The organism is Thermus antranikianii DSM 12462, from assembly GCF_000423905.1.
In the GTDB taxonomy this organism is placed as follows: domain Bacteria; phylum Deinococcota; class Deinococci; order Deinococcales; family Thermaceae; genus Thermus; species Thermus antranikianii.
On sequence record NZ_AUIW01000003.1, the window covers coordinates 1 to 25,294 of the forward strand.

The 25,294-nt window shown below is 64.4% G+C and carries 26 protein-coding genes, 1 tRNA gene and 2 pseudogenes; 8 read left to right on the plus strand and 21 right to left on the minus strand.

Annotated elements, in window-relative coordinates; genetic code table 11:
- Positions 1-101 precede the first annotated feature (101 nt).
- A complete protein-coding gene (locus G584_RS0103305) occupies positions 102-1,007 on the plus strand; it encodes a LysR family transcriptional regulator (protein ID WP_028493336.1) in 906 nt (301 codons plus the stop codon).
- On the opposite strand, the gene G584_RS0103310 is transcribed toward G584_RS0103305, so the two are convergent.
- The 9 genes from G584_RS0103310 to G584_RS0103365 all read right to left on the minus strand — a co-directional run bounded on the left by G584_RS0103310 (position 985) and on the right by G584_RS0103365 (position 7,112).
- Positions 985-1,425 carry a phosphate-starvation-inducible PsiE family protein gene (locus G584_RS0103310; protein ID WP_051209157.1) on the minus strand — a complete coding sequence of 147 codons (441 nt, stop codon included), beginning with the start codon at positions 1,423-1,425 and terminating at the stop codon, positions 985-987. The two genes, G584_RS0103305 and G584_RS0103310, sit on opposite strands and share 23 nt — an antisense overlap.
- Positions 1,426-1,429: 4 nt before the next feature.
- Positions 1,430-1,699: a hypothetical protein gene (locus G584_RS0103315; protein WP_028493338.1), complete on the minus strand. Its 270-nt coding sequence runs from the start codon at positions 1,697-1,699 to the stop codon at positions 1,430-1,432.
- Between the two features lie 9 nt (positions 1,700-1,708).
- Positions 1,709-1,981 carry a hypothetical protein gene (locus tag G584_RS0103320; RefSeq protein WP_028493339.1) on the minus strand — a complete coding sequence of 91 codons (273 nt, stop codon included), beginning with the start codon at positions 1,979-1,981 and terminating at the stop codon, positions 1,709-1,711.
- Positions 1,969-2,277: a Dabb family protein gene (locus G584_RS0103325; protein WP_028493340.1), complete on the minus strand. Its 309-nt coding sequence runs from the start codon at positions 2,275-2,277 to the stop codon at positions 1,969-1,971. Before G584_RS0103325 ends, G584_RS0103320 begins: the two co-directional genes overlap by 13 nt.
- Positions 2,262-3,809 carry an HAD-IA family hydrolase gene (locus G584_RS12895; protein ID WP_245563300.1) on the minus strand — a complete coding sequence of 516 codons (1,548 nt, stop codon included), beginning with the start codon at positions 3,807-3,809 and terminating at the stop codon, positions 2,262-2,264. The genes G584_RS0103325 and G584_RS12895 overlap by 16 nt, the downstream gene beginning before the upstream one ends.
- 8 nt (positions 3,810-3,817) lie before the next feature.
- A complete protein-coding gene (locus G584_RS12900; protein WP_028493342.1) occupies positions 3,818-4,084 on the minus strand; it encodes a 2-phosphosulfolactate phosphatase in 267 nt (88 codons plus the stop codon).
- A 195-nt stretch (positions 4,085-4,279) separates the two neighbouring features.
- Positions 4,280-6,235 (minus strand): transketolase, encoded by a 1,956-nt coding sequence (gene tkt, locus G584_RS0103350; RefSeq protein WP_028493343.1) that lies wholly within the window; start codon positions 6,233-6,235, stop codon positions 4,280-4,282.
- A gap of 293 nt (positions 6,236-6,528) precedes the next feature.
- Complete coding sequence (locus G584_RS0103360) at positions 6,529-6,882, minus strand: DUF5615 family PIN-like protein (RefSeq protein WP_028493345.1); 354 nt, start codon at positions 6,880-6,882, stop codon at positions 6,529-6,531.
- Positions 6,879-7,112 carry a DUF433 domain-containing protein gene (locus tag G584_RS0103365; protein WP_028493346.1) on the minus strand — a complete coding sequence of 78 codons (234 nt, stop codon included), beginning with the start codon at positions 7,110-7,112 and terminating at the stop codon, positions 6,879-6,881. Before G584_RS0103365 ends, G584_RS0103360 begins: the two co-directional genes overlap by 4 nt.
- 129 nt (positions 7,113-7,241) lie before the next feature.
- Here G584_RS0103365 and G584_RS0103370 point away from each other — a divergent pair.
- Positions 7,242-7,318, plus strand: a tRNA-Arg gene (locus tag G584_RS0103370).
- A 78-nt stretch (positions 7,319-7,396) separates the two neighbouring features.
- Here G584_RS0103370 and G584_RS0103375 read toward each other — a convergent pair.
- The 4 genes from G584_RS0103375 to nth all read right to left on the minus strand — a co-directional run bounded on the left by G584_RS0103375 (position 7,397) and on the right by nth (position 12,130).
- A complete protein-coding gene (locus G584_RS0103375; RefSeq protein WP_028493347.1) occupies positions 7,397-8,962 on the minus strand; it encodes a DEAD/DEAH box helicase in 1,566 nt (521 codons plus the stop codon).
- A gap of 75 nt (positions 8,963-9,037) precedes the next feature.
- Positions 9,038-10,252 (minus strand): molybdopterin molybdotransferase MoeA, encoded by a 1,215-nt coding sequence (locus G584_RS0103380; RefSeq protein WP_028493348.1) that lies wholly within the window; start codon positions 10,250-10,252, stop codon positions 9,038-9,040.
- Between the two features lie 29 nt (positions 10,253-10,281).
- Complete coding sequence (locus G584_RS0103385; RefSeq protein WP_028493349.1) at positions 10,282-11,436, minus strand: MFS transporter; 1,155 nt, start codon at positions 11,434-11,436, stop codon at positions 10,282-10,284.
- Positions 11,437-11,476: 40 nt separating this feature from the next.
- Positions 11,477-12,130, minus strand: coding sequence for an endonuclease III (gene nth, locus G584_RS0103390; protein ID WP_028493350.1), 654 nt, complete (start codon positions 12,128-12,130; stop codon positions 11,477-11,479).
- A gap of 23 nt (positions 12,131-12,153) precedes the next feature.
- On the opposite strand from nth, the gene G584_RS0103395 reads away from it, so the two are divergent.
- The gene (locus tag G584_RS0103395) at positions 12,154-12,519 is read left to right on the plus strand and encodes an ASCH domain-containing protein (protein WP_028493351.1); all 366 of its coding nucleotides are present in this window, start codon (positions 12,154-12,156) and stop codon (positions 12,517-12,519) included.
- On the opposite strand, the gene G584_RS0103400 is transcribed toward G584_RS0103395, so the two are convergent.
- Positions 12,485-14,221 carry a GNAT family N-acetyltransferase gene (locus G584_RS0103400; protein WP_028493352.1) on the minus strand — a complete coding sequence of 579 codons (1,737 nt, stop codon included), beginning with the start codon at positions 14,219-14,221 and terminating at the stop codon, positions 12,485-12,487. The genes G584_RS0103395 and G584_RS0103400 overlap by 35 nt on opposite strands.
- Positions 14,222-14,302: 81 nt before the next feature.
- Here G584_RS0103400 and G584_RS13125 point away from each other — a divergent pair.
- Both G584_RS13125 and G584_RS0103410 read left to right on the plus strand, forming a co-directional pair.
- Positions 14,303-15,194 (plus strand): annotated as a pseudogene (locus G584_RS13125) (transposase family protein).
- 32 nt (positions 15,195-15,226) lie between these two features.
- Positions 15,227-15,970 (plus strand): hypothetical protein, encoded by a 744-nt coding sequence (locus tag G584_RS0103410; protein WP_018111708.1) that lies wholly within the window; start codon positions 15,227-15,229, stop codon positions 15,968-15,970.
- 2 nt (positions 15,971-15,972) lie between these two features.
- Here G584_RS0103410 and G584_RS0103415 read toward each other — a convergent pair whose 3' ends face one another.
- From G584_RS0103415 to proS, 6 genes and pseudogenes are all read right to left on the minus strand, one after another.
- The gene (locus G584_RS0103415) at positions 15,973-16,704 is read right to left on the minus strand and encodes a hypothetical protein (protein ID WP_019550327.1); all 732 of its coding nucleotides are present in this window, start codon (positions 16,702-16,704) and stop codon (positions 15,973-15,975) included.
- Positions 16,695-17,303 (minus strand): C39 family peptidase, encoded by a 609-nt coding sequence (locus G584_RS0103420; RefSeq protein WP_245563302.1) that lies wholly within the window; start codon positions 17,301-17,303, stop codon positions 16,695-16,697. The genes G584_RS0103415 and G584_RS0103420 overlap by 10 nt, the downstream gene beginning before the upstream one ends.
- 163 nt (positions 17,304-17,466) lie before the next feature.
- Positions 17,467-17,754 carry a hypothetical protein gene (locus G584_RS0103425; protein WP_028493354.1) on the minus strand — a complete coding sequence of 96 codons (288 nt, stop codon included), beginning with the start codon at positions 17,752-17,754 and terminating at the stop codon, positions 17,467-17,469.
- Between the two features lie 3 nt (positions 17,755-17,757).
- On the minus strand, positions 17,758-18,132 hold the full coding sequence (locus G584_RS12610) for a hypothetical protein (RefSeq protein WP_157626370.1): 375 nt from the start codon (positions 18,130-18,132) through the stop codon (positions 17,758-17,760).
- Between the two features lie 49 nt (positions 18,133-18,181).
- A pseudogene (locus G584_RS11920) lies at positions 18,182-19,301 on the minus strand (integrase core domain-containing protein); the annotation flags it as partial.
- A gap of 151 nt (positions 19,302-19,452) precedes the next feature.
- Complete coding sequence (proS, locus tag G584_RS0103435; protein ID WP_028493355.1) at positions 19,453-20,886, minus strand: proline--tRNA ligase; 1,434 nt, start codon at positions 20,884-20,886, stop codon at positions 19,453-19,455.
- Between the two features lie 69 nt (positions 20,887-20,955).
- Here proS and G584_RS0103440 point away from each other — a divergent pair, with 69 nt between their 5' ends.
- The 3 genes from G584_RS0103440 to G584_RS0103450 are packed head-to-tail and all read left to right on the plus strand — an operon-like array spanning position 20,956 to position 24,317.
- Complete coding sequence (locus tag G584_RS0103440) at positions 20,956-22,476, plus strand: S8 family serine peptidase (RefSeq protein WP_028493356.1); 1,521 nt, start codon at positions 20,956-20,958, stop codon at positions 22,474-22,476.
- A 59-nt stretch (positions 22,477-22,535) separates the two neighbouring features.
- A complete protein-coding gene (locus G584_RS0103445; protein WP_028493357.1) occupies positions 22,536-23,756 on the plus strand; it encodes a 2,3-bisphosphoglycerate-independent phosphoglycerate mutase in 1,221 nt (406 codons plus the stop codon).
- A gap of 21 nt (positions 23,757-23,777) precedes the next feature.
- A complete protein-coding gene (locus tag G584_RS0103450) occupies positions 23,778-24,317 on the plus strand; it encodes a Uma2 family endonuclease (RefSeq protein WP_028493358.1) in 540 nt (179 codons plus the stop codon).
- Here the strand turns inward: G584_RS0103450 and G584_RS0103455 are convergent.
- Positions 24,314-25,291: a DHH family phosphoesterase gene (locus G584_RS0103455; RefSeq protein WP_028493359.1), complete on the minus strand. Its 978-nt coding sequence runs from the start codon at positions 25,289-25,291 to the stop codon at positions 24,314-24,316. The two genes, G584_RS0103450 and G584_RS0103455, sit on opposite strands and share 4 nt — an antisense overlap.
- Positions 25,292-25,294 lie beyond the last annotated feature (3 nt).

A 25,294-nucleotide genomic window follows, 5' to 3' on the forward strand; every position in this document is an offset into this window, starting at 1 on the left:
GCAAGGTATCCTGGTCCACGGGGCACCTCCTCGTGCTAAGGTGTGCCCCCCTATTAAACACGGACCCTTACACATAAATCCTTACACGACCCCATAAGCCCATGCTCATATCTAGAAACGCTAAACTACCGAACCCCGCCGCATTACGGGTCTTCGTCACGGTGGTGGAGGAAGGAGGAGTAGGCCGGGCAGCCTTGGCCCTGGGCATTACCCAGCCGGCGGTGAGCCAGTACCTGAGGGCCTTGGAGGAGCAAGTGGGCCATCCCCTCTTTGAACGCCGGGGGCGGCATCTGGTGCTTTCCCGGGTAGGAGAAACCCTCCTGCCCGAGGCAAGGCGGGTGGTGCAGGCTTTGGAGGAGTTCCAGCGGGTCTCCCAGGCCATGGGCCGGCTGGAGCTGGGGGAGGTTACCCTGGGAGCCGCCACCACCATGGCCACCTACGTGCTTCCCCTTTTCCTGAAGAACTTCCACGACACCCACCCCGGGGTGAGGGTATACGTGGAAAGCGGCTCCTCCGAGCGCCTGGCGGAACGCCTGCTTATAGGGGAAGTGGAGTTCGCTGTGCTGGAGGGTGTGGAGCACTGGGAAGGCTACGAGCGCCACCTCTTTTACGAGGACGAGCTGGTCCTCATCGTGCCCCCCGACCACCCCTGGGCCGGGCGGGAAACCATCCCCCCCGAGTGGTTAAAGGAGGAAACCCTCATCGTGCGCAAGCCCGGCTCCATGACCTGGCGGGCCCTGGAAAGGGCTTTTGAGCAGGCGGGCTTGGAGCTTAACCCCATCTTCTACACCGACAACAACGAGGTCACCAAGCGCCTGGTGCTGGCGGGGGCCGGGGTTGGGATCGTAAGCCGAGTGGTGGTCCAGCCCAACCTGAAGGTGGGGAACCTCCGGGCCTTAAGGCTGGCTGCGCCCGTGGGGGAGATCCGCCGCTACTTCTGGCTGGTGCACCCCAAGAACGTGGCCAATCCGGCAGCCCGGGCCCTCATCTCCCTGCTTCGCTCCTAGTGAGGCGCATGGCTAGGGCCAGGGCCACCACCATAAGGGAAAGAAGCCCAAGCTCGGCCAAAACCGCCATGAAGGCGGGATCCGCCAGGTCAAACTTCTCCACCGCCTCTGCGGTCAGCACCAGGATGCGGCGGATGGCGGCGATGAGCCCGATGACCAGAAAGGGAGTGGCCTCGAGGGTCCCTTCCTTGGCGAAACGCAAAAGGGTATAGAGGATCTCCGCCAACATCAAGGCCAAAAGGATCCGGTCCAGCAAGGCCAGGGCCACCTCCCCATAGTCCCCTTGCATGAGGTGGCGCACTCCCTCCACCAAGGTGGAAAGGAGCAGCACCGCCGCCCCACCAGCGATGAGAAAGCCGGCAAAAAGGTAGATTGCGGTTTCTGTTACCTGGAGAATCCGGTAAGCGTCCCGCCTCACCGTTTTAGTCTACATCGTTGAGGTAGGTAAAATCCCCCTGCTCCTCCAAAAACTTCTGCATCTCATAGGGGGAGCGGATCCCTTCCTCCCCTGGGAAAGGACCTTCCATCCAGTGGGGCGGGGCCTCCGGCGGTGGAACCTGGAAGCCGTAGAAGTAGTAAAGAGCCCAGTACCCATGGGCATCCTTCAGGACCACCGCATCCCCATACCCGTCCTCCAGCACCTTTACCGCCTGCTTCCTGGCCTCCCGGTAGGGCATTTCTGAGTAGTCCACACACACCTCCTACTTGGACTCGTTGATGAAGAGGGTATAGCCATTGTCCTCTAGCCAAAGGGCCTGATCATACGGATCCAGGAACTCCTCAGGGGAAGCCTTGGGTCCTTCCACCCAGTCCGGGGTCTCGTCCGGGTCTGGGGCCTTGCGCCCGTACCAGCTGTGGAAGTAGTAGAGGGCGTAGTACCCTCCCTCCCCCTCGAGAACCAAACCCTCCCCCAGCCCATCCACCAGAAGCTTCAGCGCCTTGGCCTCCGCCTCCCGGTGGGCTAGCTGCCGCATAACACCTCCGTCATCACCAGGTAGTCGGTGGTGATCCGATCCTTGGCCATGGGGCGGAACACCCGGTTGGCGAACTCCACGTGTAGGGGATGGTCCCGGTAGAAGGAAACCACCTCCGGCCCCTCAAAGAGGACGGAGAGCCAGTAGCGGTAGCGGGCCCCTTCGGAAAGGGCCTCCCCGTAGCGGAGACCACAGACCCCGGGAATCTGAAGCAGAACCTCCTCGGCCTTCTTGACCATCTCCCGCACCTCCTCGGGGCTCACCTCGGCGTTGAACACGATCAGGTGCTCCACCATCCTCTCACCTCCTCCAGGTAGGAAAGGTCCACCACCACCCTCTCCCCGGCCCTTGGCCCCTGGAGCACAGGCGCAGGGTTCCCGGGCTCCCCCAGGTGGGGAAGAAGGGCGCGGGCTTCTTGGCAGTCCTGGTCCAGGGTATAAAGGCTTGGGGTGATGAGCACGGGGAAACCCGCCCCCAAGGCGCTCAGGAGGCCACTGCGGGAATCCTCCACCACCACCCCCTCCTCCGGGGCCAAGCCCAGGTGCTCCTGGGCCAGGAGGTAGATGCCGGGATCCGGCTTCTTCCTTGCCACCACATCCCCGGCCAAAACCAGGGAAAACCAGCCCAATAGACCCGTGCCTTCCAGAAAGGCCTCGGCGTTTTCCGGGCTGGTGGTGGTGCAAAGGGCGAGGGCCACCCCCGCCTCCCGGGCTTCCGCAAGAACCCGGCGAACCCCTGGCCGCAACGCAACCCCTTCCTCCCGCAGAAGCCTCAGGTAAAGGTCCGTCTTGTACCGGTGGACCTCGGCGATCTCCTCCCAGGAAAGCCCAGGCGCCCCGGGGGTTTCCTCCAGGGCTCGCTTCAGGCGCTCCTTCCCCCCTGTGGTCCAAAGCAGGCGGGCGTAGGTTTCCTGGTCCCAGTAAAAGGGAAGGCCAAAGTGGGCGAAGGCCCGGTTGAAGGCCTCCCGGTGGAGTTCCTCGGTTTCCGCCAGGGTGCCGTCCAAATCCCAAAGAAGGGCCTTCAGCTTCCCCACCATAGGCGCATCCGGGCCATGGCCAAGTCCTTGAGGCCTTCCTTCATGGCCGCCATCAAGCTCATAGTCTTCCGCCTCCACTTTCTTCAGAACCGAGGCCGCCTCGAGGGCCAGGTCCGCATACAGGTTGATCTTGCGAATCCCCCTCGCCACCAAGGCCCGGTACTCCTCCGGGCTCAGGCCCGAGGCCCCGTGGAGGACCAGGGGCACGGGAAGCTGGCCGAGTTCCTCCAAAAGGGGCAGGTTCAAGCGCACCGGCCCCTTGTGCAGGCCGTGGCGGGTGCCGATGCTTACCGCCAAAGCATCCACCCCGGTCTCCTCCAGGTAGCGCCTGGCCTCCAAGGGATCCGTGTAGGCCACCGGTTCCTGGGAAACCTCCCCCCCGTAGCCTCCCGGCACCGCCCCCACCTCCCCTTCCACCGCAGCCCCGTAGGCCCGGGCCACCTCCACCGCCAGGCGGGTCAAGTGGATGTTCTCCTCGAGGGGCAGGTGGCTTCCATCCAGCATCACGCTGGTAAAGCCGAGCTTTAAGGCTTCCACCACCTCCCCGAGGCTTTCCCCATGGTCCAGGTGCAGGGCCACGGGTACCCTGGCCTCTTCCGCCAAAACCCTAAGCCCAGGTGCCAGGGCCCTTAAAGGCGGCCCCCCCAAATGGGGAGCCACGCTGAGGATGACGGGAAGGCCCAGGGTTTCCGCTCCCTCCAGGATGGCCTCCGCCCACTCCAGGCCCACCACGTCAAAGGCCCCCACCGCCCGGCCCTTCTCCGGCAGAACCTCCCGCAAGGTGGCGAGCATCCCTCCCCCTAACCTCCAAAGGCCATGCCCTCACCCCGCATCCCCAAGAAGCGCGGGACAACCCCATGGACGTCCACCCGGGCGCACTCGGCCACATCCTCCCCCAAACCCACCCCCACCAGGGCCTTCGCAGCCTCGCTGCTGGAAAGAGCAGGGAACGAAGAAGTCTCTGCCAGGAAAAGGGCCAGATGAGCCATCCCCCCTCGCGGGGAAAACCCCGAGGCCTCAAGGCGTTTCCCGCTAACCCCGGCAGGATAGAAGTCGTCCAGGGCCATCTAGCCCTCCTTCCTCGTCTCCCGTGCCTTCTCCACCACCGCCCGGGCGTTTTGCAAGGAACCGAGAAGGATGTGGCCTGGCTCCCAGGGCGGCATGGGCGGCCCGGGTGCCGTTGGTGGTGGCCCGGATTATACCCACCACCATGGCCGTGCCCCGGTAGGTGCCGGGAGAGGGCAAGGGATCCACCCTAAACCTCATAGGAGTTCTTCCAAAGCTCCCGCCACCCTCTCCGGGGTGAAGCCCAGCTTCTCGTAGACCTCAGGGTAAGGGGCACTGGCCCCGAAGCGGTCCAGACCCACCACCTTGTGGGCGTACCGCTCCCAGCCCAGGGTAGCCCCTGCCTCCACCGCCACGGTGGGGAGGCCTGGAGGAAGCACTTTCCGCCGGTACTCCTCAGGCTGGGCCTCAAAGAGTTCAAAGGAAGGCAGGCTCACCACCCGCACCCGGCGGCCTTTTTCCGCCAGGAGAGCCCTGGCCTTCAAGGCCAAGTGCACCTCACTGCCCGTAGCCACCAAAATCCCCTCAGGGTCTTCCGCATCCTCCAGGATGTAGCCTCCTTTTAAGGCTCCTTTGGCCTTTTCCGGGGAAAGGAGGGGCACCACTTGGCGGGTGAGGATGAGAGCCGTAGGACCTTCCTTGCGCCTTAGGGCCACCTGCCAGGCATAGAAAGTTTCGTAGGCGTCGGCAGGACGGATGACCCAGAGGTTGGGCATAGCCCTAAGGCTCATAAGGTGCTCCACGGGCTGGTGGGTGGGGCCATCCTCCCCCAGGGCGATGGTGTCGTGGGTGAAGACGAAGACCGTGGGGGTACCCATGAGGGCCGCCAAGCGGATAGCCGGGCGCATGTAGTCGGAGAAAACCAAGAAGGTGCCTCCGTAGGCCCGGTAGCCCCCGTGCAAGTTCAGGCCATTCAGGATGGCCCCCATGGCATGCTCCCGCACCCCGAAGTGAAGGTACCGCCCTGTGGGGTTCTGCGGGGAGAAATCCGCCATACCCTGGGCTTGGGTGTTGTTGGAGGGGGTGAGGTCGGCGCTCCCACCAAGAAGCTCGGGCATCCTGGGGGCGATGGCATCCAGGGCCTTACCGCTGGCTGCCCGGGTGGCCACGGGCTTGTCAAAGGCTGGGGGTTCCTCGGGAAGGGAAGGGAGGCCGCCCTTTAAGCGGCGCAAAAGCTCCTGGTGGAGATCGGGATAGGCCCGGGCATAGGCCTCCATGAGCTCTTCCCAGGCTTCCTGCCACGCCCTTCCCTTCTCCCGCATGTCCATGTGCCGGTAAACCTCCTCGGGCACCTCAAAGGGAGGATAGGGCCAGCCCAGGTTTTTGCGGGTGGCCTCCACCGCCTCCGGACCCAAGGGCTCCCCGTGAGCTTTGTGGGAGTCCTGCTTGGGGGATCCGTAGCCGATGTGGCTCCGTACAGCGATGAGGGAGGGCCTTTCGTCTAACTGGGCCAGGCGGATGGCGTGGCGGAGGGCCTCGAGGTCGTTGGCATCCTCCACCCTGAGGGTGTGCCATCCATAGGCCCGGTAGCGCGCCAGGACATCCTCGGTGAAGGCCAGGTCGGTGGAGCCGTCAATGGAGATGTGGTTGTTATCCCAAAACACGATGAGCTTGGAAAGCCTCCAGTGGCCTGCCAAGGAGCTGGCCTCCCCGGAAACCCCCTCCATCAGGTCCCCATCCGAGGCCAGCACGTAGGTGTAGTGGTTCACCACCTCGTAGCCCGGGCGGTTGAACTCCGCAGCCAACTTCTTCTCCGCCAGGGCCATGCCCACGGCGGTGGATATACCCTGGCCCAGGGGGCCGGTGGTCACCTCCACCCCTGGGGTGTGGCCGTACTCGGGGTGGCCCGGGGTCTTGGAGCCCCACTGGCGAAAGCGCTTGAGCTCCTCGAGGGGAAGGTTATAGCCCGTGAGGTGGAGGATGGCGTAAAGAAGCATGGACCCATGCCCTGCGGAAAGGACAAAGCGGTCGCGATCCGGCCAGTTCGGGTCCAGGGGATTGTGGCGCATGACCTCGCGATACAGAAGATAGGCCAGGGGAGCCATGGCCATGGGCATGCCGGGGTGGCCGCTTTTGGCCTTTTCCACGGCATCTATGGCCAAAAACCGTATGGCGTTCACCGAAAGGCGGGTGAGGTCCTTGGTCTCGGTCATGTTGCCTCCAGGGTACGCCCCCGTGAAGGAGGGCACAAGCGGAGCCAGGGAGCCCTACTATAAGCCGAGGCTTATGTAGAACCCCGTTTCCCCCGGTGAAAGACTATACCCTCTTCCGCCCCCCTTCCTCCTTGCTGAGGCTCCGGGCCAGCTTTCAGGGGAAACCCCGAGTGCCCATAGTCTGCTGGCGGGTGCCAAGAGGGGTTTCCCTGCAGAGGGAAAAGCAAGCGGCCATCGAGCTTACCGGCGTCCTGGGCCGTTTGGCCCTGGCCCGGACTTCGGGGTAGGGGGCATTAGGGGAGCTTCCGTATCCTCAAACCTTTACCGGTAAGTACGGAAAACGCTTGAGCCAGTTGGGAACCATGTTCCTGTAGAGCCCATACCACCCGAGCCCACTTTTCCTCTGGCTTTAACCCCTCAAGACGAAGAAGCATCACTCCCCCGGGAACCAAGCCCTGAAGAAACACCAGCTCGCCAAAGTCCTTGTCAGTGGTGAGAAGGAGGGCTTCCCTCTCCTTGGCTAAGGCCACCACCTCCTGATCTCTCAACCCAGGGGCCAGCTCAGCCACGTACAGGACCTCGTGGCCCTCAGCCCGTAGCCGTGCCACAATCGGGGCGTCTACCCCTTCGTCAGCGACAATCTTCACGCCACCTTCTCAGGGACCGGGTAGTACACCTCTGCCCCGAGGGTTTCGGCCGCATAGAGCAACGCTGCCCTTAGACCCTCTGGCGTAAGGCGGGGGTGGGCAGCTAGAACCTCCTCGGGTGTTTCCCCAGCAGCCAAACGGCGGAGGATCTCCTCCACGGTGATCCGGGTACCGGCCACCACGGGCTTGCCCAGCATCACCTCGGGATCCCTGATGACCCGGGCTTCCATATGTCCTCCAGTATACTACCCCGAACCTCTCGGCAGCGGATAGCAAAGGTGTTTTCCAAATCGCTCCCTTACCCGAGGACCATCCGCTTGCCTTGGCCTCTCAGGGCTGCTAGAATCCTCTAGGTGTGGGCGCCCGTAGCTCAGCAGGATAGAGCGGGGGCTTCCTAAGCCCTAGGCCGGGGGTTCGAATCCCTCCGGGCGCACCAAGAAAGCCCGCCCCCCTGGGGGCGGGCCCTTGATTTTTGCCGGGGCCCCCACCCTGGCTTCGCCAGGGTGGGGTGGTATTAGAAGCGGCTGGTGCGGCGGCCTCGAGGCGATCCCCCCCGGGAGGCAGCGCCCGCATAGGCTTCCGGGAGAACCTCCACCCGCTTAGCCCTTTCCAGCTTCACCCCCTGCACCTCGGAAAGCCTCGGCAGGTCCTGGGGGCGGAGGTCCACGTAAAAGCCCTCCTCTCCCTGGGCGATCTTGCCCACCTCGAGGCCCGCTTCCTTCAAGAGGGCCACCAACCGGGGCAGGGTGAGCCTGGGTCCCGTGGCCTTGAAGGTAAGCCAGCCCTCCTCGCCGGTAAGAAGGCTTTTCTCCTTGGGTGCCCCGCCCAGGAGAAGGGCCATGAGGGCCGCCACCACCTCCACCCGCCCCTCGGCGAACAGACGGCTGGCGAAATCCTGGTACAGCTTGTAGTCCCTCTCGGGTACCCGGGCCAGACGGGCCAGGAGATGGTGCCACTTGGCCTCGAGGACTTCCTCGGGCGTGGGGGGATTCACCCGCTTGAAGGTGCGACCCACGGCCCTTTCCAGCTCGGAAAGCTCCCGCCTTTCCCGGGGGCCGTAGAGGATCACCACCTCACCCCCCCGCCCGGCCCTGCCCGTGCGCCCCGAACGGTGCTGGTAGGTTTCCGGCTTGTCGGGGAAGCGGTAGTGCACCACCAGATCCACCTCGGGGATATCCAGGCCCCGGGCGGCCACATCCGTGGCCACCAGAACCCTTACTTCCCCTTCCCGAAAGGCCCTCATGACCCTTTCCCGGTCCGTCTGGGAAAGATCCCCGTGGATGGCCCGCGCCGGATGCCCGAGGCGAAGAAGCCCCGTGGCCACCTCCTCGGTTTCCGCCTTGGTACGGGTGAAGACGATGGCCCGCTTGGGGGCCTTGACAAAAAGGATATCGGACAGGAGGGAAAGGCGGTCCCCAGGGGCGGGAATGGCCTCCTCCTGGTAGGTGATGCCCTCCTCCCGCACCACGTTGATGACCACCGGGCTTTTCATGTACCGCTCCGCCAGCTTCTTGGCCCAAGAGGGCAGGGTGGCGGAGAAGAGAAGGGTCTGGCGCTCCTTGGGGGTGGCGGAGAGGATGGCCTCCACCTCCTCCTCAAAGCCCATGGAGAGCATCTCGTCGGCCTCGTCCAAGACGGCGATCCGCACCTGGGAGAGGTCCAAGGCCCCTTGCCGCAAGTAGTCCAGGGCCCGCCCCGGGGTGGCCACCACCACATCGGCGCCCCGGGCCAGCTCCTCCTTCTGCTTGCCGTAGCCCGTGCCCCCGTACACCGTGACCACCTTGAGGTGGGGGGCCACCGCCTGCAACTCCCCGGAAACCTGGAGGGCCAGCTCCCGGGTGGGGGTCAGCACCAAGGCCCTGGGGAGGCGGCCCCGCTCCTTGGAGGCCTCCAGGGCCTGGGCAATGGGCAGGGCAAAGGCCAGGGTCTTGCCGGTGCCCGTGCGGGCCTGGCCGATGAGGTCCTTGCCCTCGAGGGCCAGGGGCAAGGCCGCCGCCTGGATGGGGGTGGGGGCGGTGATACCCCGGCGCAAAAGGGCTTCCTTAATCTCGTCCTTCAGGGGAAAGTCTTTGAACTCCATTCTCTCTCGCTTCCCGGGCCCCACCCGCGCCCGAAAAGGAGGGGCAAAGCCCGTAAACCTTTCAAGTTTAGTGAACTAGAGCACGAATGTCAAGGGAATGACCTCCACCCTTTCCCCTTCCCTGGCATCCCGGTCGGGGGGGAGGACCACCAGGGCGTTGCCCAGGGCCATGGAGCGCAAGACCCCGCTGGACTGGCTCCCGGTGGTGCGCACCACAAGCTCCCCTTCAAAGGAGAGCACCCCGCGGCGGAAGACCTTTTTGCCCTGGGCGCCCTTAAAGGGGGTAAGGACCCTGGCCTCGAGGGAGCGGTAAGGGGGGTCGGTGCGGCGCTGGAGCCGGAAGAGGAAGGGTCTGCCGTAGAGGAAGAAGGTAACCATGCTGGAAACCGGGTTTCCCGGAAGCCCAAGGATGGGAAGCCCACCCAAACGGGCCAGGAGCAGGGGCCCCCCAGGCTGCTGCTTCACCTTCCAGAAGACCACTTCCCCCGCTGTCTCCAAAACCTTACGCACCACATCGTACTCCCCCATGGATACCCCCCCGGAGGTAAGGAGGAGGTCCAGGGGCCCTGCCGCCTCCAGCTTCTCCAACACGGTTTCCGGCCTGTCCTCCACCTTGCCCAAAAGGACGGGCTCACCCCCCGCCTCCTGCACCAATCCCAGAAGGCTGTAGGCGTTGGAGTTATAAACCCCCCCAAAGGGCAGGGGCTCCCCTGGCTCCACCACCTCATCCCCCGTGGAAAGGATGCCCACGCGGGGGCGCCGGAAGACCTTAAGGCGCGGATAGCCCATGGCCGCCGCCAGGCCCAGCCTTCCCGGGGTGAGGAGGTCCCCCCGACGCAGGTACACTTCTCCCTTCCTGAGGTCATCCCCCTGGGGCCGAATGTCCTTGGGGCTCGCCGGGGCGAAGAGGAGCACGTAATCCCCTTCCCGCCGGGTGTCCTCCACCCGGATAACGGCATCCGCGCCCTCCGGAATGGGAGCTCCGGTGTAAACGGCCACCGCCTCCCCCTTCCCCACCCGTCCGGCAAAGGGCCTTCCCGCCGGCGACTCCCCGATGACCCTGAGGCGCACCGGGTTCTCCCGGCTCGCCCCCAGGGTGTCCTCCTCTCGGCAGGCGTAGCCATCTATGGCGGTGTCGTCCTGGTCGGGGTGGTCCACCAAGGAAACCAGGTCCTCCGCCAGGACGCGGCCATAGGCTTCCTTCAGGGGTACCTCCTCCACGGGAAGCTCCCCTTTGGCCTCCGCCAGGACCAGCTCCAACGCTTCCTCCACGCTGATGCCCGTGCGCATAGGCCCAGTCTAGGGCAAAGGCCAAGGCCTCAGGAAGAAGATTCCCGGTAAACGGCCCGCAAGCGGCCAAAGGTCCAGGGCCAAAGGGCGATCCCCACGGCGTAAAGGCCCAGGGTAAGGGCAAAGAGGTAGTTGAAGGCGCCAAGGCCCCAGGCCTCCTGCACCACACCGGACAAGGCACTCCCCAAGGCAAAGAGAAGGCTCCAGAGGGCGGACTCCATCAGGAAGAAGCCCGGGCGCTCGTCTTCCTCCAGGTAGTCCATCACCAAGGCGGCGTACACAGGCCCGGCAGCGTTCATAAGGGCTCCCCGGATGAGGAGGGCCACGGTAACCAGGGGTAGCCAAGGCACCCAGGCCAGGATGGCCATAAAGGGCAGGGACAAGGCCTGCACGAACACGATGGCCCCCAGTTTCCCAAGCCGGCGCACCAGAAGGGGCTGGAGCAACATAGCTACCCCAGTAGCCAAGGCGGAAAGGGCGAAGACCAGCCCCATGGTTCCGTAGCTGAGGCCAAACTTTTCCCGAAGGTACAGGTTCAAGAAGGGGATGACCAGCCCGGCCCCAAACCCGATCACCGCCTGGGGCAAAAAGAGGCGCAGCCAAATCCCAAACCGCCCCCTCAGCCTGGGGGGTGTTCCCTGCCCTTCGGGAAGGCCAACCAGAAAGGGAAGCGTCAGGAGGAAAAAGGGAAGGGCGAAGAGGATCACCCACCTGGCCCCCACCCATTCGGAAAGGGCACCGGCCAAAAGGGTGGAGAAAAAGCCCGAGGCAGTGGTCAAGGCCGCCTGCAGGCTGAAAAGGGAAACCCGCCTCTCGGCAGGGATCAACCGGGCCATGAGAGGTGCCCCCGCCCCCTGCACCAAGGCTCCCGCCAGCCCGTACCCCGCCAACGAGGGGAACACCAGCAGACCAAACCCCAAAAGAAGCCCGCTTCCCACCGCCAGGGCCAAAGCCAGAAGAAAGCTCTTCCGGTAACCCAGGCGGGGGATGAGGTAGGCCAGAGGGAGGGCAGAAACCACGCCCACCAGAAGAAGCAGGGCCTGGGCAAGCCCTATGGCCTGGCGACCATAGCCCAGGCCCTCGAGGTGAAAGTTCAGGAAAAAGTAGATGAGGTTAGCCCCGAAGGACCAGAGGAAGCTGGCCGCGAGGAAGCGATAAGCTGGTGAACCGAGTATATACTTCACGAAACTCTTCTCCAAGGAAACAAGCCCGGATCCAGGGCCCCTACCCCTGCCGGCTTGGGCAGTAAGGCGCCAGGGAACAGGCCCCGCACCGGGGCCTACGGGCCAGGCACACGTACCGCCCGTGAAGGACCAGGGCGTGGTGGACGAACACCCACTCCTCCTTGGGGAAAAGGGCCTCCAGGTCGGCCCCGATCCTTTCGGGAGCCTTGGCCAGGGAAAGGCAAAGCCGCTTCGCCAGGCGGGCCACATGGGTGTCCACGGCGATGCCCGGCACGCCGAAGGCCGCTCCCAGGACCACGGTGGCCGTCTTCCAACCCACCCCGGGCAACTTCATCAGGGCTTTTTTATCCCGTGGTACCTTCCCCCCATGCTCCTCCACCAGCCTCCGGGCCAGGGCCACCAGGTTTTTGGCCTTGGTGCGGTAAAGGCCGATGCGCCGGATATAGGGCTCCACCTCCTCGGGAGTCGCCTTGGCCAGGGCCTGGGGGTCGGGGAAACGGGCAAAGAGGGCCGGGGTGGCCTCGTTTACGCTTTTGTCCGTGGCCTGGGCGGAAAGCACCGTGGCCACCAAAAGCTGGTAGGGATTATTGTGCTTTAGCTCCGTTTTAGCCCCCGGATACGCCGCCTTAAGGGCCTTCAGGATGGCCAAGGCCCGCGCTTTCTTCTCCTTTTGCCCTTCCTTAGGGCAACCCACGGGGTCTACTCTACAATGAGGGCGTGGAAAAGCCCAAGCTGGGCCTCATCGTGCGGGAGCCCTACGCCAGCTTCATCGTGGACGGAAGGAAGACCTGGGAGATCCGCAAACGCCAGACCCGACACCGGGGTCCCTTGGGGATCATCACCGGAGGGTATCTCATCGGCCAGGCGGACCTGCTGGACGTGCAGGGCCCCTTCACCGTGGAGGAGCTTCTGGCCCACCCGGAAAAGCACCTGGCGGAGGAGGCCTTTCTCAGGGCCTATGCCGGGGAACAGCCCCTTTACGCCTGGGTTTTGCACAACGCCTTCCGCTACGAAAAACCCCTCTTCGTACCCAAAAAGCCCGGTAGGGTCATGTTCGTGGATCTTTCCGAGGTATGGCCATAAGCCCCCCGTACCCCACGAAGACCAGGAGGTCGGGATCCAAGGAAGCGATCACCTCCTGGCGGTGGGTGGCCACCACCAGGGTGATCCCCGCCTGGCGCACCAGCTTCCCAAGACCCAGGGCCACCCGCCTGGCGGTGGGCACGTCCAGGTGAGCGGCAAACTCGTCGATCAGGAGGAGGTCAGGGCGCTGGGCCAGGAGGAGGGCCAAGCGGTAGCGCTCCCGCTGGCCCGTGGAAAGCTCCTTCGGCCTGGCCCGGTAGAGCACGGCGTCGGAAAGCCCCACCCGGTTTAACACCTCAATGGCCGCCCCCACATCCTGAAGCTGGCGGTAAAGCCGCTCCAAGATGGGCTCCTGGCCCAGGTCCACCTCCCGCTCCCCGGGAATATAGGCCACCCGCCTGCCCTCGGGTACCTCCACCTCTCCCCCATCCGGGGGCTCCCCCAGGAGGAGGCGAAGGAGGGTGGTCTTCCCCGCCCCGCTGGCCCCAACCAGGGCCACCACGCTGCCCGGGGGAACCTCGAGGTCCGCCTCCCTAAGAATCGCCCGCTCCAACACCCGGGCCTTGACCCCGAAGGCCGCAAGGGTTTCCTGCACCTCTGGGGAAAGGTCGGAAAGGTCCAGGTGGCTCCGGTAGCCTTTACGAACCCCCACCAGCCGGATGGACCCCGAAAGCCCCCGCACCCTCCCGAAACGGGAAACGAAAAGCCTTCCCCCATGAGCCCTGGCGTAAGGGTCTTCCTTCAAAAACCGATCCAGGTAGTGCTCCGCCTCCTCCGTAAGGGGATAGGCCAGCACGGGCCTTCCCGAGGCGGTGTCGAAGAGGTAGCGGAAGCCCACCTTCTCAAAAAAGGGGTGGTAGCGGGCCATCTGGGCCACGGTGTACACCAGGTGTTTCTCCCGCCTTCCCTCGGGCACAGCCCGCTCCTTCACCCACGCCAAAGCCAGCTCCACCAAAAGAGCCCCCAGGCCCTCCGAGCGGTAGTCGGGGTGCACCACCACCCGGGCGATGCGGCTGGCGGCGGTGTGCACCCGGTCCAAAGCGCTTTCCCAGTCCTTCCCGCCCTCAAAGGTCGGGTGGAACCAGTCTTTGGGAAAGATGCGCTCCCGGATGTTCCGCTCCACGCTCCCGGGAATCCTGCGGTGCATCCGGGGAATGGGGGGGTCCAAACGCACATAGCCCAGGATCCTGGGCTCAAAGGGTAAGCGCTCCACCAGCTCCAGGATGAGAAAGCGGCTGGCCGGGGTAGAACCCCTGATCTCCTTTAGCCGGGCCTCCCCCCCGCATTCGCAAAGGGGTTTGGTGTTGGCGAAGAGGGTCTCGCCACAGCGGGGGCAGACCCATAGGGCCACCACCTCCTTCTCCGAGGCATAGTGGTACTGCTCCAGCTCGGCAATGGCCTCGAAATCGGCCTCATACATGGCCTCCCGCGCACGGAGGCGGTAGCGGTACACCTCGCCCCCTAAGGGGCTTTCCCTCACGTGGTCCAGCGCCCTGGAAAATAAAGGCCACAAGGGGAAAGCCCCCTCGAGGGCGTACTCGTCAAAGTCCAGAAGGGGTTTGCGGTATTCCGTGGCCAGCCTGACCCGGTCCGCGGGGCGAAGCCATTTGGCCGCATCCCCGGTCATGCGAAGCCTCAGGCCCCCCTCGAGGAAAACCTCCCCGAACCAGCGCCAGTAAACCCTCCGCCCCAAGACGCGCATCGTGCCCCCATGGTACCCCACTTAATGCCTTCGTGTGCTACTTGACCTAGACCCTCGGGGTGTGAAAAAAGAGGGGGTGCCATGCGGCAAGATCGTGAGCACCCCCAGAACGTAGCCTTTGGCTGACCTACTATCTTGACGCAGAGACCCTTCTGGTGGCTACCTACATCTGGGTAGATGACGAACTGAAGGCCCTGCAGGCCCAAGGCTTCAAGCTCCCCCCAAAGCAAAAGCACCAGAAAGCCACCCTGGCCGAGCTCCTGACCCTCGCCATCTTTTTGCTCCTCCAGGGCCAGGACCTCGCCAAAGGCTACCTGGCCGCCAAGACCACCCTCAAGGCCTACTTCCCCTCCCTCCCCCACCCCAAGATGTTCCCCTTCGGGGAAGCAGCTCTCGCTTCTACCGGGTCCTTCAGAAGGCCCAGGGGCTGTTGGCTCACCTGGCCATGAGGCTCTCCGGGGGAAAAGGCCTCCTGCAGGTGGTGGACCTTAAACCCATCCCCCTGGCTCACGGCCACCGGATTCACGGCCTCTCTCTTCCTGAGGCCGCCGTGGGGGTGGGACCCCTGGGGGCTTTCGCGGGCTACGTTCTCATGCCGGTGATGAACGAGCGGGGCCTCTTTTTTCGTTGGGCCATTCTCCCCGGCAACGCCCGGGAGACCTGGGGGAGGGACCTGCTGGACGGTCTGCCCGCGGTCTTGGGGGACCGGGGCTTCCGCTGGGTCCAGGGGGTCAAGACCCCGCCCTATCGGGTCAGGGGAGGGAAGGTGGTGGAGACGGGGTGGAGAGAGTGGATGGGGAGGGTCAGGAACTGGATAGAGACCCGCTTCAGCGTGATGGTCCGGTCTTTGGGGCTTCATCGGATAGAAGCGCGGTCCTACTGGGGTCTGGTGGCCCGGGTGAACCTCATCCTGCTCGTTCACAACCTCATCCGTAGCCGGGTGCTCCTGAAGATGGCCGGGGTGGAGCTATGAGGTAGCACACGAAGGAATGTTAAGCTCATACCATGAAACGATCCCTTGCCCTGATTCTGGCCTTGTTCAGCCCGTTGGCCCTCACCCAGTCCCCCAAGGAAGCGGTGGAATCCGCCCTCAAGGCCGCCTTCGGCGACTGGAGGGGCAAGACCTACCAGGGCCTGGACCGGGTAGTCTACTTCACCCCCGAGGGCCAGGAAACGCAGGTCTTGCGGATCCGGACCTACCTTGACCTCGGCGGTTGCCGCCTTCGCCTGGAGATCGCCCCCGAGGGCGAGAAGGCGCCCGCCACCCTGGTCTACACCCGGGAGCGCCAGTTCCTCCGCCTCCCGGACGGCAGGGAAACCCCCCTGGACGACCGCCTCTTCCTGGAGCTCATCTTCGCCTGGCAGACAGGCTTCACCGGGGCCGCCTTCGGTTATGACGAGGTGGCTTCCCTGGGGAAAGTGACCCTCCCCGATGGCAGCGAGGCGGAGGCCTACCGGGTGGCGCGCCGGTCCCACGCCTGTCTCCCCAAGGGAGTGCTGGAGGCTAAACCCTACGAGGGAGAGGTCTACGTACAGGAAGGGAAGGTGGTGGGGGAGGGGCACTTCTCCCCCGTGCTCGGGATGGAGACCCTGACCCTCTACCGGGACCTTCGGAAGGAGGGGAGCGCGGGCTATCCCGTGAGGTCGGAGGGCTACCTCCGGACGGGGGACCGGTGGGTCCTCTTCTCCCGGGGAGAAACCCTGGAAGCCCAGGTGAGCCTCCCCCTGGAGGAAGCCCTATTCCGCTGAGGCTAGAGGGGGCCCGTGAGTTCCAGGCCTAGGGCAAAGCCCCCGTCGCCGTACCTTACCCACACCCCCACCTCTCCCTTCCCTTCGGGGTCCAGGGCGTACCCCGCCCGCAGGAGGAGGGCTCCCCCGGGGGGCTCCAGCCCCAGAGGCAGGGAGAGGGAGGTCCCAAGCCCTAGGCTCCACACCTCGTTGGCCACCAGGGATAAGCCCAAGCCCAGCCCCAGGAGAGGCACACCGCCCCGGGGGTAGGAGACCCCCAGGGCCCAGGTGGCCACCACCGGATCCCTGAGGAGGCTCCCACTGGCCTCCCCTTCCAGGGCCCAGGGGTACCCCAGCCCCAGGCGCACCCGGGGGCGGCCCCAGAGGTCGGGAAACCGGTAGGCCAGCCCCACCCCAAGGGAAGGCCTGCCCTCCCCTCGCCAGAGGACTTCCCCTGCCTCCCCGTAGTCCCGCCTCTCCCCAAAGAGGGTGTAGCCGCCCCCCAGCCTGCCCTCCAGGAAGAGGTCTGGAGCCACCCGGTAGCTGAGACCCAAGGACAGGCTCAATCCGTGCCCCACCCGCAGGAAAGCGTAGGGACCCCGTTCGTCCGCCCCCACCCCTTGGAGGGCAGAGGGGGCGTAGGAGAGGGTGAGGCGGTAGCCCAGGGGGGGCTCCTCCGCCGGGCGCAAGGGGTCCACCTGGGCCAGGGCCCAGGCGGCGAAGGCCAGGAAGAGGGGCAGAAGCCTCAAGGCCACCTCCCCCCGAGGGCCTCCAGCCGGCGAAGCCGGGAAAGCGCCCAGGAGAGCTCCGCCTCCTGGTTGGCCCTTACCCGCCCCATCTGGGCCGCCGACCGGGGAAGGGCCAGCAGGATGACCCCGGAGAAGCCCTTCTCCGTCACTAGGGCCTCTATGGGTACGATGCGCCGGCCCCACGAGGAGTCGGCGAGGAGCACCTGGGCAGGGCCGCCCCCGGGCGGGTCCACGAGACCCGCGATCACCAGGAAGTGGAGCTGGGGCTTGGTGACGTGACCGATGACCGGAAGCCCGCCCCAGCGGAAGTAGTCAGCGAGCTGCTCCAGGTTCACCCTGTAGGCCCTCACCTCGTACCCCCGCCCCTCCAGGTACCGCTTCAGGGAAAGGGCGGTAAGCCCCTCCCGCGGGTCCTTCCCCGAGGCCTCCGTCTCACGCACGGCCACCTTTAGGACCTCGCCTTCCGTGGCCGGGTCGTCATAGTAGTGGGTGAGCAGCGTGGCCACCGCCGCCGCGCCGCAGGTGTACCAGTCCGTCTGGCCGACGACGTGGGTGTAGCGAAGGGTGCGATAAGAAGACAGGGCACTTGCTTCGGCAAAAAACACCCAGAAGAGAAGTGGGAGGATGAGATGCAATATAGGAGCCGCGGGGACACAAGCCATCTTTTGACTTACGCCTTCCTGTGTTACCTCTTAGCTCCACCCTAGCCATCCTGAGTAGAACCAGCCTGGTGTTCGATCTGACAAGAAAATCATCAAAGGCTAAGACTCAGTATCCGCGGGAGTAGAAAAGAACAACAAGAAATGATAAACCCACAACAATTAAGGCGACCAAGGAAAGAACGCCCAAAGCACGCCATTCGCCAACCTTTTTCACCCAAGAGAGTGTGGCATGATACAGGAAACTGAAGAAAAAGGCCTGCAACAGTAGCCCAGGAGCTTCTCTAGCCTCTACTCTTTTGTCGAGCACCAACGTAAACAGGTTAATAAGTCCAAAGAAAGCTAAAGCCACAAAAAGAAAGGATTGCCAAGGCCTAAGTTTCCACATCATCGCCATACCTCACCAAGGCGAAGTTAAGAGTCCAAACACAAATCCATAAACAAAACCTTTACCAACGTTCGCCGCAAAGTCACGAGCATTCGCATGGCAACGCCCGGTATTGCAACCTATGGCTGCATCTACCGTATACGCTAAAGCAGCACTAATCGCCCCTGAAAGACCACCAATAACCCCCGCGATAACTCCCTCTCCCTCGTAAAGAGCTAGCTCCTCATCCGAAAGAAGCGAAGGAGATTCAAGCAAGGAAGTAGCCCACTCAACTGTTTGAACTTCACCCCGTACTCCCAGGGCCAGGATGTGCCCCTGCGCCCTAGCGCCCAACGGGGCATAGGCCAAAAGCCCAAAGGCCATCAGCACCAAGAGGAATTTGCGCATGGCTCAACCCCCTCAAGGGTGAGGTTACCACGCCCCCCCCCCTTCCTGTCAAGAAGCTGTAGTCGGTCAACACATTTGAGACTCTGTGGGGACCGCCTCCCCCCGTATTCTAGCCAGGTACTCTAAAGGGGCCAGGCCCCCCAAGGCCCGGTGGGGTCGCCGGCGGTTGTAGTGGTCCAGGTAGGCGTCAAGCTCCCTTTGGAGCTCGGGGATCTGTGAAGGCAACGGTCGTGTGTAGAACTCATCCCTAAAGGTCCGCTGCATCCGCTCCACGTGACCATTGAGCTTGGGGCTCCTCGGAGGAAGAACGAAGAGCTTAACGCCCAAACGTTCACAGACCTCCTCAAAATCGGACATAAACTCGCTGCCCCCATCCACCTGCACCGCACGGATAGGAAAAGGCGCTCGCACCATCAGGCGGGCAAGAAAGCTGGCCGCCAGGTTGGCCGTGGCTCGGGTGTGGACTTCCGCAAGGGAGAAACGGGTGAAGAGGTCGACGGCCGAGAAGTGCTGGATCCTCTCCCCAGGGCCCAGGGTCACGGTGAGGGTATCCACCTGGATAAGGTCGCCAGGGTGACCCACCTCGTATCCCTTGGGCTTCCTTTGCGCATAGGGCCTCCTGGGTCTTCGCCCCCCCTTCCCCCGCCGGGCCTGGGCCAGAAAGGCGGCTACGCTTTCCACGCGGCCGTGTGCTTCCAGGTAGGCCAGGATCCGCCCCACGGTGCGCTCGCTCACCGCAAAGCCCTCCTTCCTTAGGGTCAGCCAAATCGGCCAGCGGCCCCAGGTGGGGTTCTCCTTCCTTAGGGCTTCCACCCGGATCAGCAGATCGGAAGACCAGTAAATCCTCCGCCGCAAGCGCTGCGGTTCATTTGGGGTAGGGGCCCCAAAGCGGACGTCTTGACCGAGGCTTAAGACCGGCAAGGCCCTCTTCCTTGAGGCGTTTCCGCCAGCGGTAATAGGTGGCCCGGCTGATCCCCAAAAGCTCCTGGATCTCGGGCCAGCCCACCCGGTATTTCCTGAGCGCCTCCACCTGTTTGAGCTTCCGTAAGCGGTCCTGAACCGTGGGATCGCTGGCCCCGGCCGCAAGGTAGCCCTTCGGGCTGACCTTGGAGTTCCCGGGCCTTCCGCGCTCCCCGCAAAACCTCTTTGCCAACCGTGGTAAGCTGCATCCGTGGGGACCCCCTCTCTTCTGGAGTGGTCCCCACATTTTTACTCGTCCAGTCTCACATGTGTCTGTCCGGGTTCAGAAGCTTTCAAGAAGGTGCAATCCCCCACCCCGCCCGTCCGGGACTGGCGAGAGGGGAGAAGGCGCCGAGAAGCTTAGTACGCCTTGGCGAAGACCACCCGCTTGCCGTAGGCGGAGGGCCTACCGCAACGGACGCAAAAGCCTTCTTCGGGTTCGGCCTCAAAGGGCACGCAGCGGGTGGTGGCGGTGGTTTCCTCCTGGATGGCCTTCTCGCAGGCCCGATCCCCGCAGTGGAAGGCCAGGGCGAAGCCCTCCTGCACCGCCTCCTTGAACTCCTCGTAGGTGTCCACCTTGCGGGTGTGGGCCTCCCGGAAATCCAGGGCCCGTTGGTAAAGGGCCTGGTGGAAGGCATCCAGCTTCTCGGGTAGCACGGTGGGGAGGGCTTCTAGAGTCAGGCGCTCCTTCCCCCCCAGGCGGCTGGCCAGCACGGCCTCGCCCGCCTCGAGGTCCTTGGGTCCAAGCTCGATGCGGAAGGGAACCCCCTTAAGCTCCCACTCGTGGAACTTGTACCCGGGGGTGTGCTGGTCCCGGTCATCCAAATGCACGCGAAGCCCTGCCGCAAGAAGGCGCCGTTTCAGATCAAAGGCCGCCTCCAGGACCTTCTCCCGGCTTTCCTCCCGGTAGATGGGCACGATCACCACCTGGATGGGAGCCAGGCGGGGAGGCAGGATGAGCCCTTGGTCGTCCCCGTGGGTCATGATGATGGCCCCGATGAAGCGCCAGGAAAGCCCCCAGCTGGTGGTGTGCACGTACTTCACCTGGAGGTCCTTGTCCTGGAATTTGATGTCAAAGGCCCGGGCGAAGTTCTCCCCCAGGTAGTGGCTGGTACCCGACTGCAGGGCCTTGCCATCCCGCATCAGGGCCTCGATGGTGGTGGTGTAGACGGCCCCGGCGAACTTCTCCTTTTCCGTCTTCATGCCCTCCACCACAGGGATAGCCCCGTACTCCCGGGCCAGCTTGGCGTAGATGGAAAGCATCCTGCGCACCTCCTCCTCCGCCTCCTCCCGGGTGGCGTGGGCGGTGTGCCCCTCCTGCCACAAAAACTCGCTGGTGCGCAGGAAGGGCCGGGTGCGAAGCTCCCAGCGCACCACGTTGCCCCACTGGTTTAAAAGCTGGGGCAGGTCCCTATAGCTTTTGATCCACTTGGACCACATGTAGCCGATCACGGTTTCCGAGGTGGGGCGCACCGCCAGAGGCTCCTCCAGCTCCTCACCCCCGGCATGGGTCACCACGGCCAGCTCGGGAGAAAACCCCTCCACGTGCTCGGCTTCCTTTTTCAGGAAGCTCATGGGGATGAAGAGGGGGAAGTAGGCGTTTTGGTGGCCGGTTTCCTTGAACATGCGGTCCAAAACCCCCTGGATGTTTTCCCAAAGGGCATAGCCATAGGGGCGCACCACGATGGTGCCCCGGACCGGTCCGTAGTCGGCAAGCTCTGCCTTCTGGATGACCTCGAGGTACCACTCGCTGAAATCCTGGCTTTGCGGGGTTAGGCCCTTCTCCTTCGCCATACCCGCCCATCTTACTTGCCAAGGGCGGCCCGGAGGAATAGACTGTGGGGGCACGATTAGGAGGTGCGTATGCGTAGGATTGGGTACGCGTTTTTAGCCAGTTTGGCCCTAGGACTATTCGCCTGCCAGCAGCAAGCCCCAAGCGGAACCACCAGCCTTTCCGTGCAAAGCGCCTCGCCCCAGGGGCGCTACCTGGTGGTCTTCCGGTCGGAAACCCTCCCCTCTAACGCCCAGGCCTTGGTCCAAGGCGCAGGGGCCCGGGTGCTCAAGACCCTGGAGCCCATTGGTGCCCTCACGGTGGTGGCGGACCGGGCCGCCGTAAGCCGCCTGGCCCGGAACCCCCAGGTGCTGGCGGTGGGCCCCGAACGGTACTACTCCCTGCCCAAGACGGAGCGCATCCTCTTTCAGGAGGAAACCTATGGCGCACCCACGGCAGCCGACAACCTCTACAAGTACCAGTGGGACATCCGGCGGATCGGCGCCCCGAAGGCTTGGGGGAGGGTGCCCCTCGAGGTCCAGGCCCGGGCCACGGTGGCCGTGCTGGACACCGGGGTCATGGACAACCACCCCGACCTGGTAGGCCAGATCGTGGACTTCCAGGCCACCAACTACTGCTACGAAACCGCAGGCCCCAACAACACTCCCAGCTACCCCAAGTACACTTTGTGGATTGATTTTGATGACCCGAACCTGGATCCCAACAATCCCTGTACCCCTGCCCCTGGCGTCCTCTACGAAGCCCACGGCACCCACGTATCCGGCACCGTGGCCGCCGCCTTTGGAGGTGGCCGGGTGGTGGGGGTGGCCCCAGGGCTGAGGATCGCCGCCTACAAGGTCTTTGACCGCATCCACTTTACCGAAGGCGACGAGGAGTACGACGACGTGGGCGCCTTTGACGGCCCCATCTTTGCGGCCATCATCGACGCCGCCAAAAAGGGCTACGACGTCATCAACATGAGCCTGGGCGGCACCCTGGACACCCGCAACAAGGACGACGTGGCCGCCATGGTGGCCTGGGACCGGGTGATGAAGTACGCCAACCGCATGGGCACCGTGATCGTGGCCTCGGCGGGTAACAGCGCCCAGAATGCCAATGGCTACGTCGTTCACATTCCCTCCGACCTGCCCACGGTGATCTCGGTTTCCGCCACGGGCACCGCCACGCCCCTTTGGCAGTACCCTTTCCTCACCAACGAAACCTTGAATGCCGTGCCGGGTCAGGACATCCTGGCCTTCTACTCCAACTACGGGGCCGCCGTGGATCTTTCCGCCCCTGGGGGTGACTGCGGTCTGGACGAGAATGGCCAAAGCTGGTGCTACCGGCCTTCCGACCAGCGCCCCCCTGGCTGGCGCTACCACCTGATCCTTTCCACCATCATCGTCAACGAAAACCTCCCTGCCTACGCCTGGTACGGAGGCACCTCCATGGCCAGCCCCCATGTGGCCGCGGTGGCGGGGTTGGTGAAGGCCCTCCACAAGGACTGGACCCCGGGTGAGGTGCGGGCCCATTTGAAGGCCACCGCCGAGGATATCGGTAGCCGGCAGCTCTTCGGCCACGGCCTGGTGGACGCGGACCGGGCAACCCAGTAGTTGCCAAAGGCCCCTGGCCCCCGGGCAAGCCGGGGGCCTTTTGCCCATAAAATGGCGGCATGGACCTCTTCGCCGTGTTCAAGGAACTTCAGCAAAAAAGCGAGACCAAGATCCTCCTGGTGGTCCTGGACGGGGTGGGGGGGCTTCCCCTCGAGCCCGGGGGGCCCACGGAGCTGGAGGCCGCCAGAACCCCGAACCTAGACCGGTTGGCGGGGGAAAGCGCCCTCGGCCTCCTCACCCCGGTCTACCCCGGCCTTACCCCGGGCTCCGGCCCCGGGCACCTGGCCCTTTTCGGCTACGACCCCTTCCGCTACCTGGTGGGCCGGGGGGCCCTAAGCGCCCTGGGCCTCGGCGTGGACTTCCGGGATGGGGACGTGGCCTTAAGGGGGAACTTCGCCACCTTGGGCCCAGATGGACAGGTCCTGGACCGCCGGGCGGGCCGCCCCAGCACGGAGGAGAACCAACGGGTGGTGGCCAAACTCCAGGAGGCCATCCCCCGCATTGAGGACGTGGCGGTCTACTTCTACACGGAAAGCGAACACCGCTTCCTGGTGGTCCTCCGGGGCGAGGGCCTGGGGGATGGCCTCACGGACACCGACCCCCAGAAGACCGGCCTCCCTCCCCTCGAGGCCCAGGCCCTGGACGAAGCCTCCAGGAAAACCGCCCGGGTGGTGAACCTCCTTTCGGCGCGCATCCGGGAGGTGCTCAGGGACGAGCCCAAGATCAACGGGGCGCTTTTCCGGGGCGCCTCAAGAAGGCCTTCCTTTCCCAGCATGACGGAGGTCTACGGGGTCAGGGCGGCCGCCATCGCCAGCTACCCCATGTACAAGGGTCTGGCCAGCCTGGTGGGCATGGAGGTCCTGCCCGTGGAAGGGGAAGGCGATGCCCACGAGGGGAAGCTCAAGGCCCTTCGGGAAAACTGGGAGAGCTACGACTTTTTTTACCTCCACTTCAAGAAGACCGACGCCAAGGGGGAAGATGGGGATTTCCCGGGCAAGGTGGCGGAGATCGAGCGCTTCGACGCCCTTCTTCCGGACATCCTTGCCCTAAAGCCGGACGTTCTGGCCATCACCGGGGATCACTCCACCCCCGCCCTCCTGAGGGCCCATTCCTGGCACCCTGTGCCCCTCCTCCTCAAGGCCCCTTACCTGCGAAGGGATGCCGCCCAGCGCTTCACGGAAAGCGAGGCCGCCAAGGGAAGCCTGGGCCACCTGAGAGGGATGGAGCTCATGCCCCTCCTCCTTGCCCATGCGGGAAAACTTCTCAAGTACGGGGCCTAGATCCTGGTAAACTGGGAGAACATGGTTCGCCACCGCATCCGCAAGGAGGAGTTTGAAGCCCTCCTTAGGGAGGTGCCGGAAGGGGTGCGGCTTGAGCTCCTGGACGGGGAGGTTTACGAGATGGCCCCCATCGGTAGCGGACACGCGGGGCTGGTTTCCTACCTGGCCAAGACTTTGGAAAGGCTCTACGGGGACCGGGCCATCGTCTCGGTACAAAACCCCATCCTTCTAAATCCCTTTTCCCTGCCTCAACCGGACATTGCCCTGCTAAAGCCCCGAGAGGACTTCTACGTCCAGTCCTTCCCCGAGCCAACGGACATCCTCCTGGTGGTGGAGGTGGCGTATACCACCAAGGACATGGACGGAAAGAAGTTGGCCCTTTACGCCCAAGCGGGCATCCCGGAAAGCTGGCTGGTGGACGGGGAAACCAGCCTCCTGGAGGTCTACCGGGAGCCCCGGGGAGGCCTTTACCGTCTAAAGCGCCTGGTGGAACCGGGAGAGGAGGTGGCACCCGAGGGCCTAGGGGCCCCCTCCCTCGTCTGGCGCCCCCCCAGGCCCTAGAGGTACCCTGCCCGCCGAAGCTCTTCCGCCACCGCCTCGAGGACCAGCTCGTAGGCCCGGTCCAGGTCAACGTCCTTTAAGGTGGCCCCGGCAGCAGGTACATGCCCCCCACCCCCAAGCTTCACGGCGATGTTCTGGGCGGAAACCCCGCCCCGGGAGCGGATGGATACCTTCACCCCTTCCTCCCGCTTGCGCAGGAAGACGGAAACCACGCTCCCCTCCACGTAGCGGATGAGCCCCACGAAGTCGTCGGAGTCCTCCTCCTCCCGCTTGGCATCCTCGGGAAGGTGGGCGGTGACGAGAAGCCCCCCAAAGTGGAAGGCCACGGTGGAAAGCACCTGTCCCATAAGGCGGAAGTAGGAGGGGGGGCGGAACTGAAGCCGATCCGTAAGCTCGGCCAGCTTCACCCCGTACCCCACCAACTCCGCCGCCACCCGCAGGACCTCGGGCGTGGTGTTGGCGAAGCGGAAGTTACCGGTGTCGGTGAGGATGCCGGTGAGGACGGGGGTCGCGATCTCCGCCGTCCACTCCACCCCAAGGAGATCAATGAGGTCCTTCACCATCTGGGCGGTGGCCGCCTTGGAGGGATCCACCACGGCGATATGCCCGAAACGGGGATTGGTGCCGTGGTGGTCAATGTTGATCACAAAACCCTCCACCGGCACCCCCACCACCCGGCTAGGCTCGGCGCTGTCCAGGGCCACCAGGGTAGCCCCCACGGGAAGCTTGTCCACGGGATCCGAGTACTCCTCCTCCTTCGGCAAAAAGCGCAGGAACCTAGGGGGCTCGGCCACCCAGTAGGCCTCTTTGCCCAGGGCCTTAAGGGCCCGGTATAAGCCTAAGGAGCTTCCTATAGCATCCCCATCGGGGTCCACGTGGGTGGCGATGTAGATGGGGCCTTCCACCGCCTTCAAGACCTCGGCCACCAGGCGCATCTTTTCCCAGTACCTGGGATCGGGAGCGTTCCCGTCCATAGG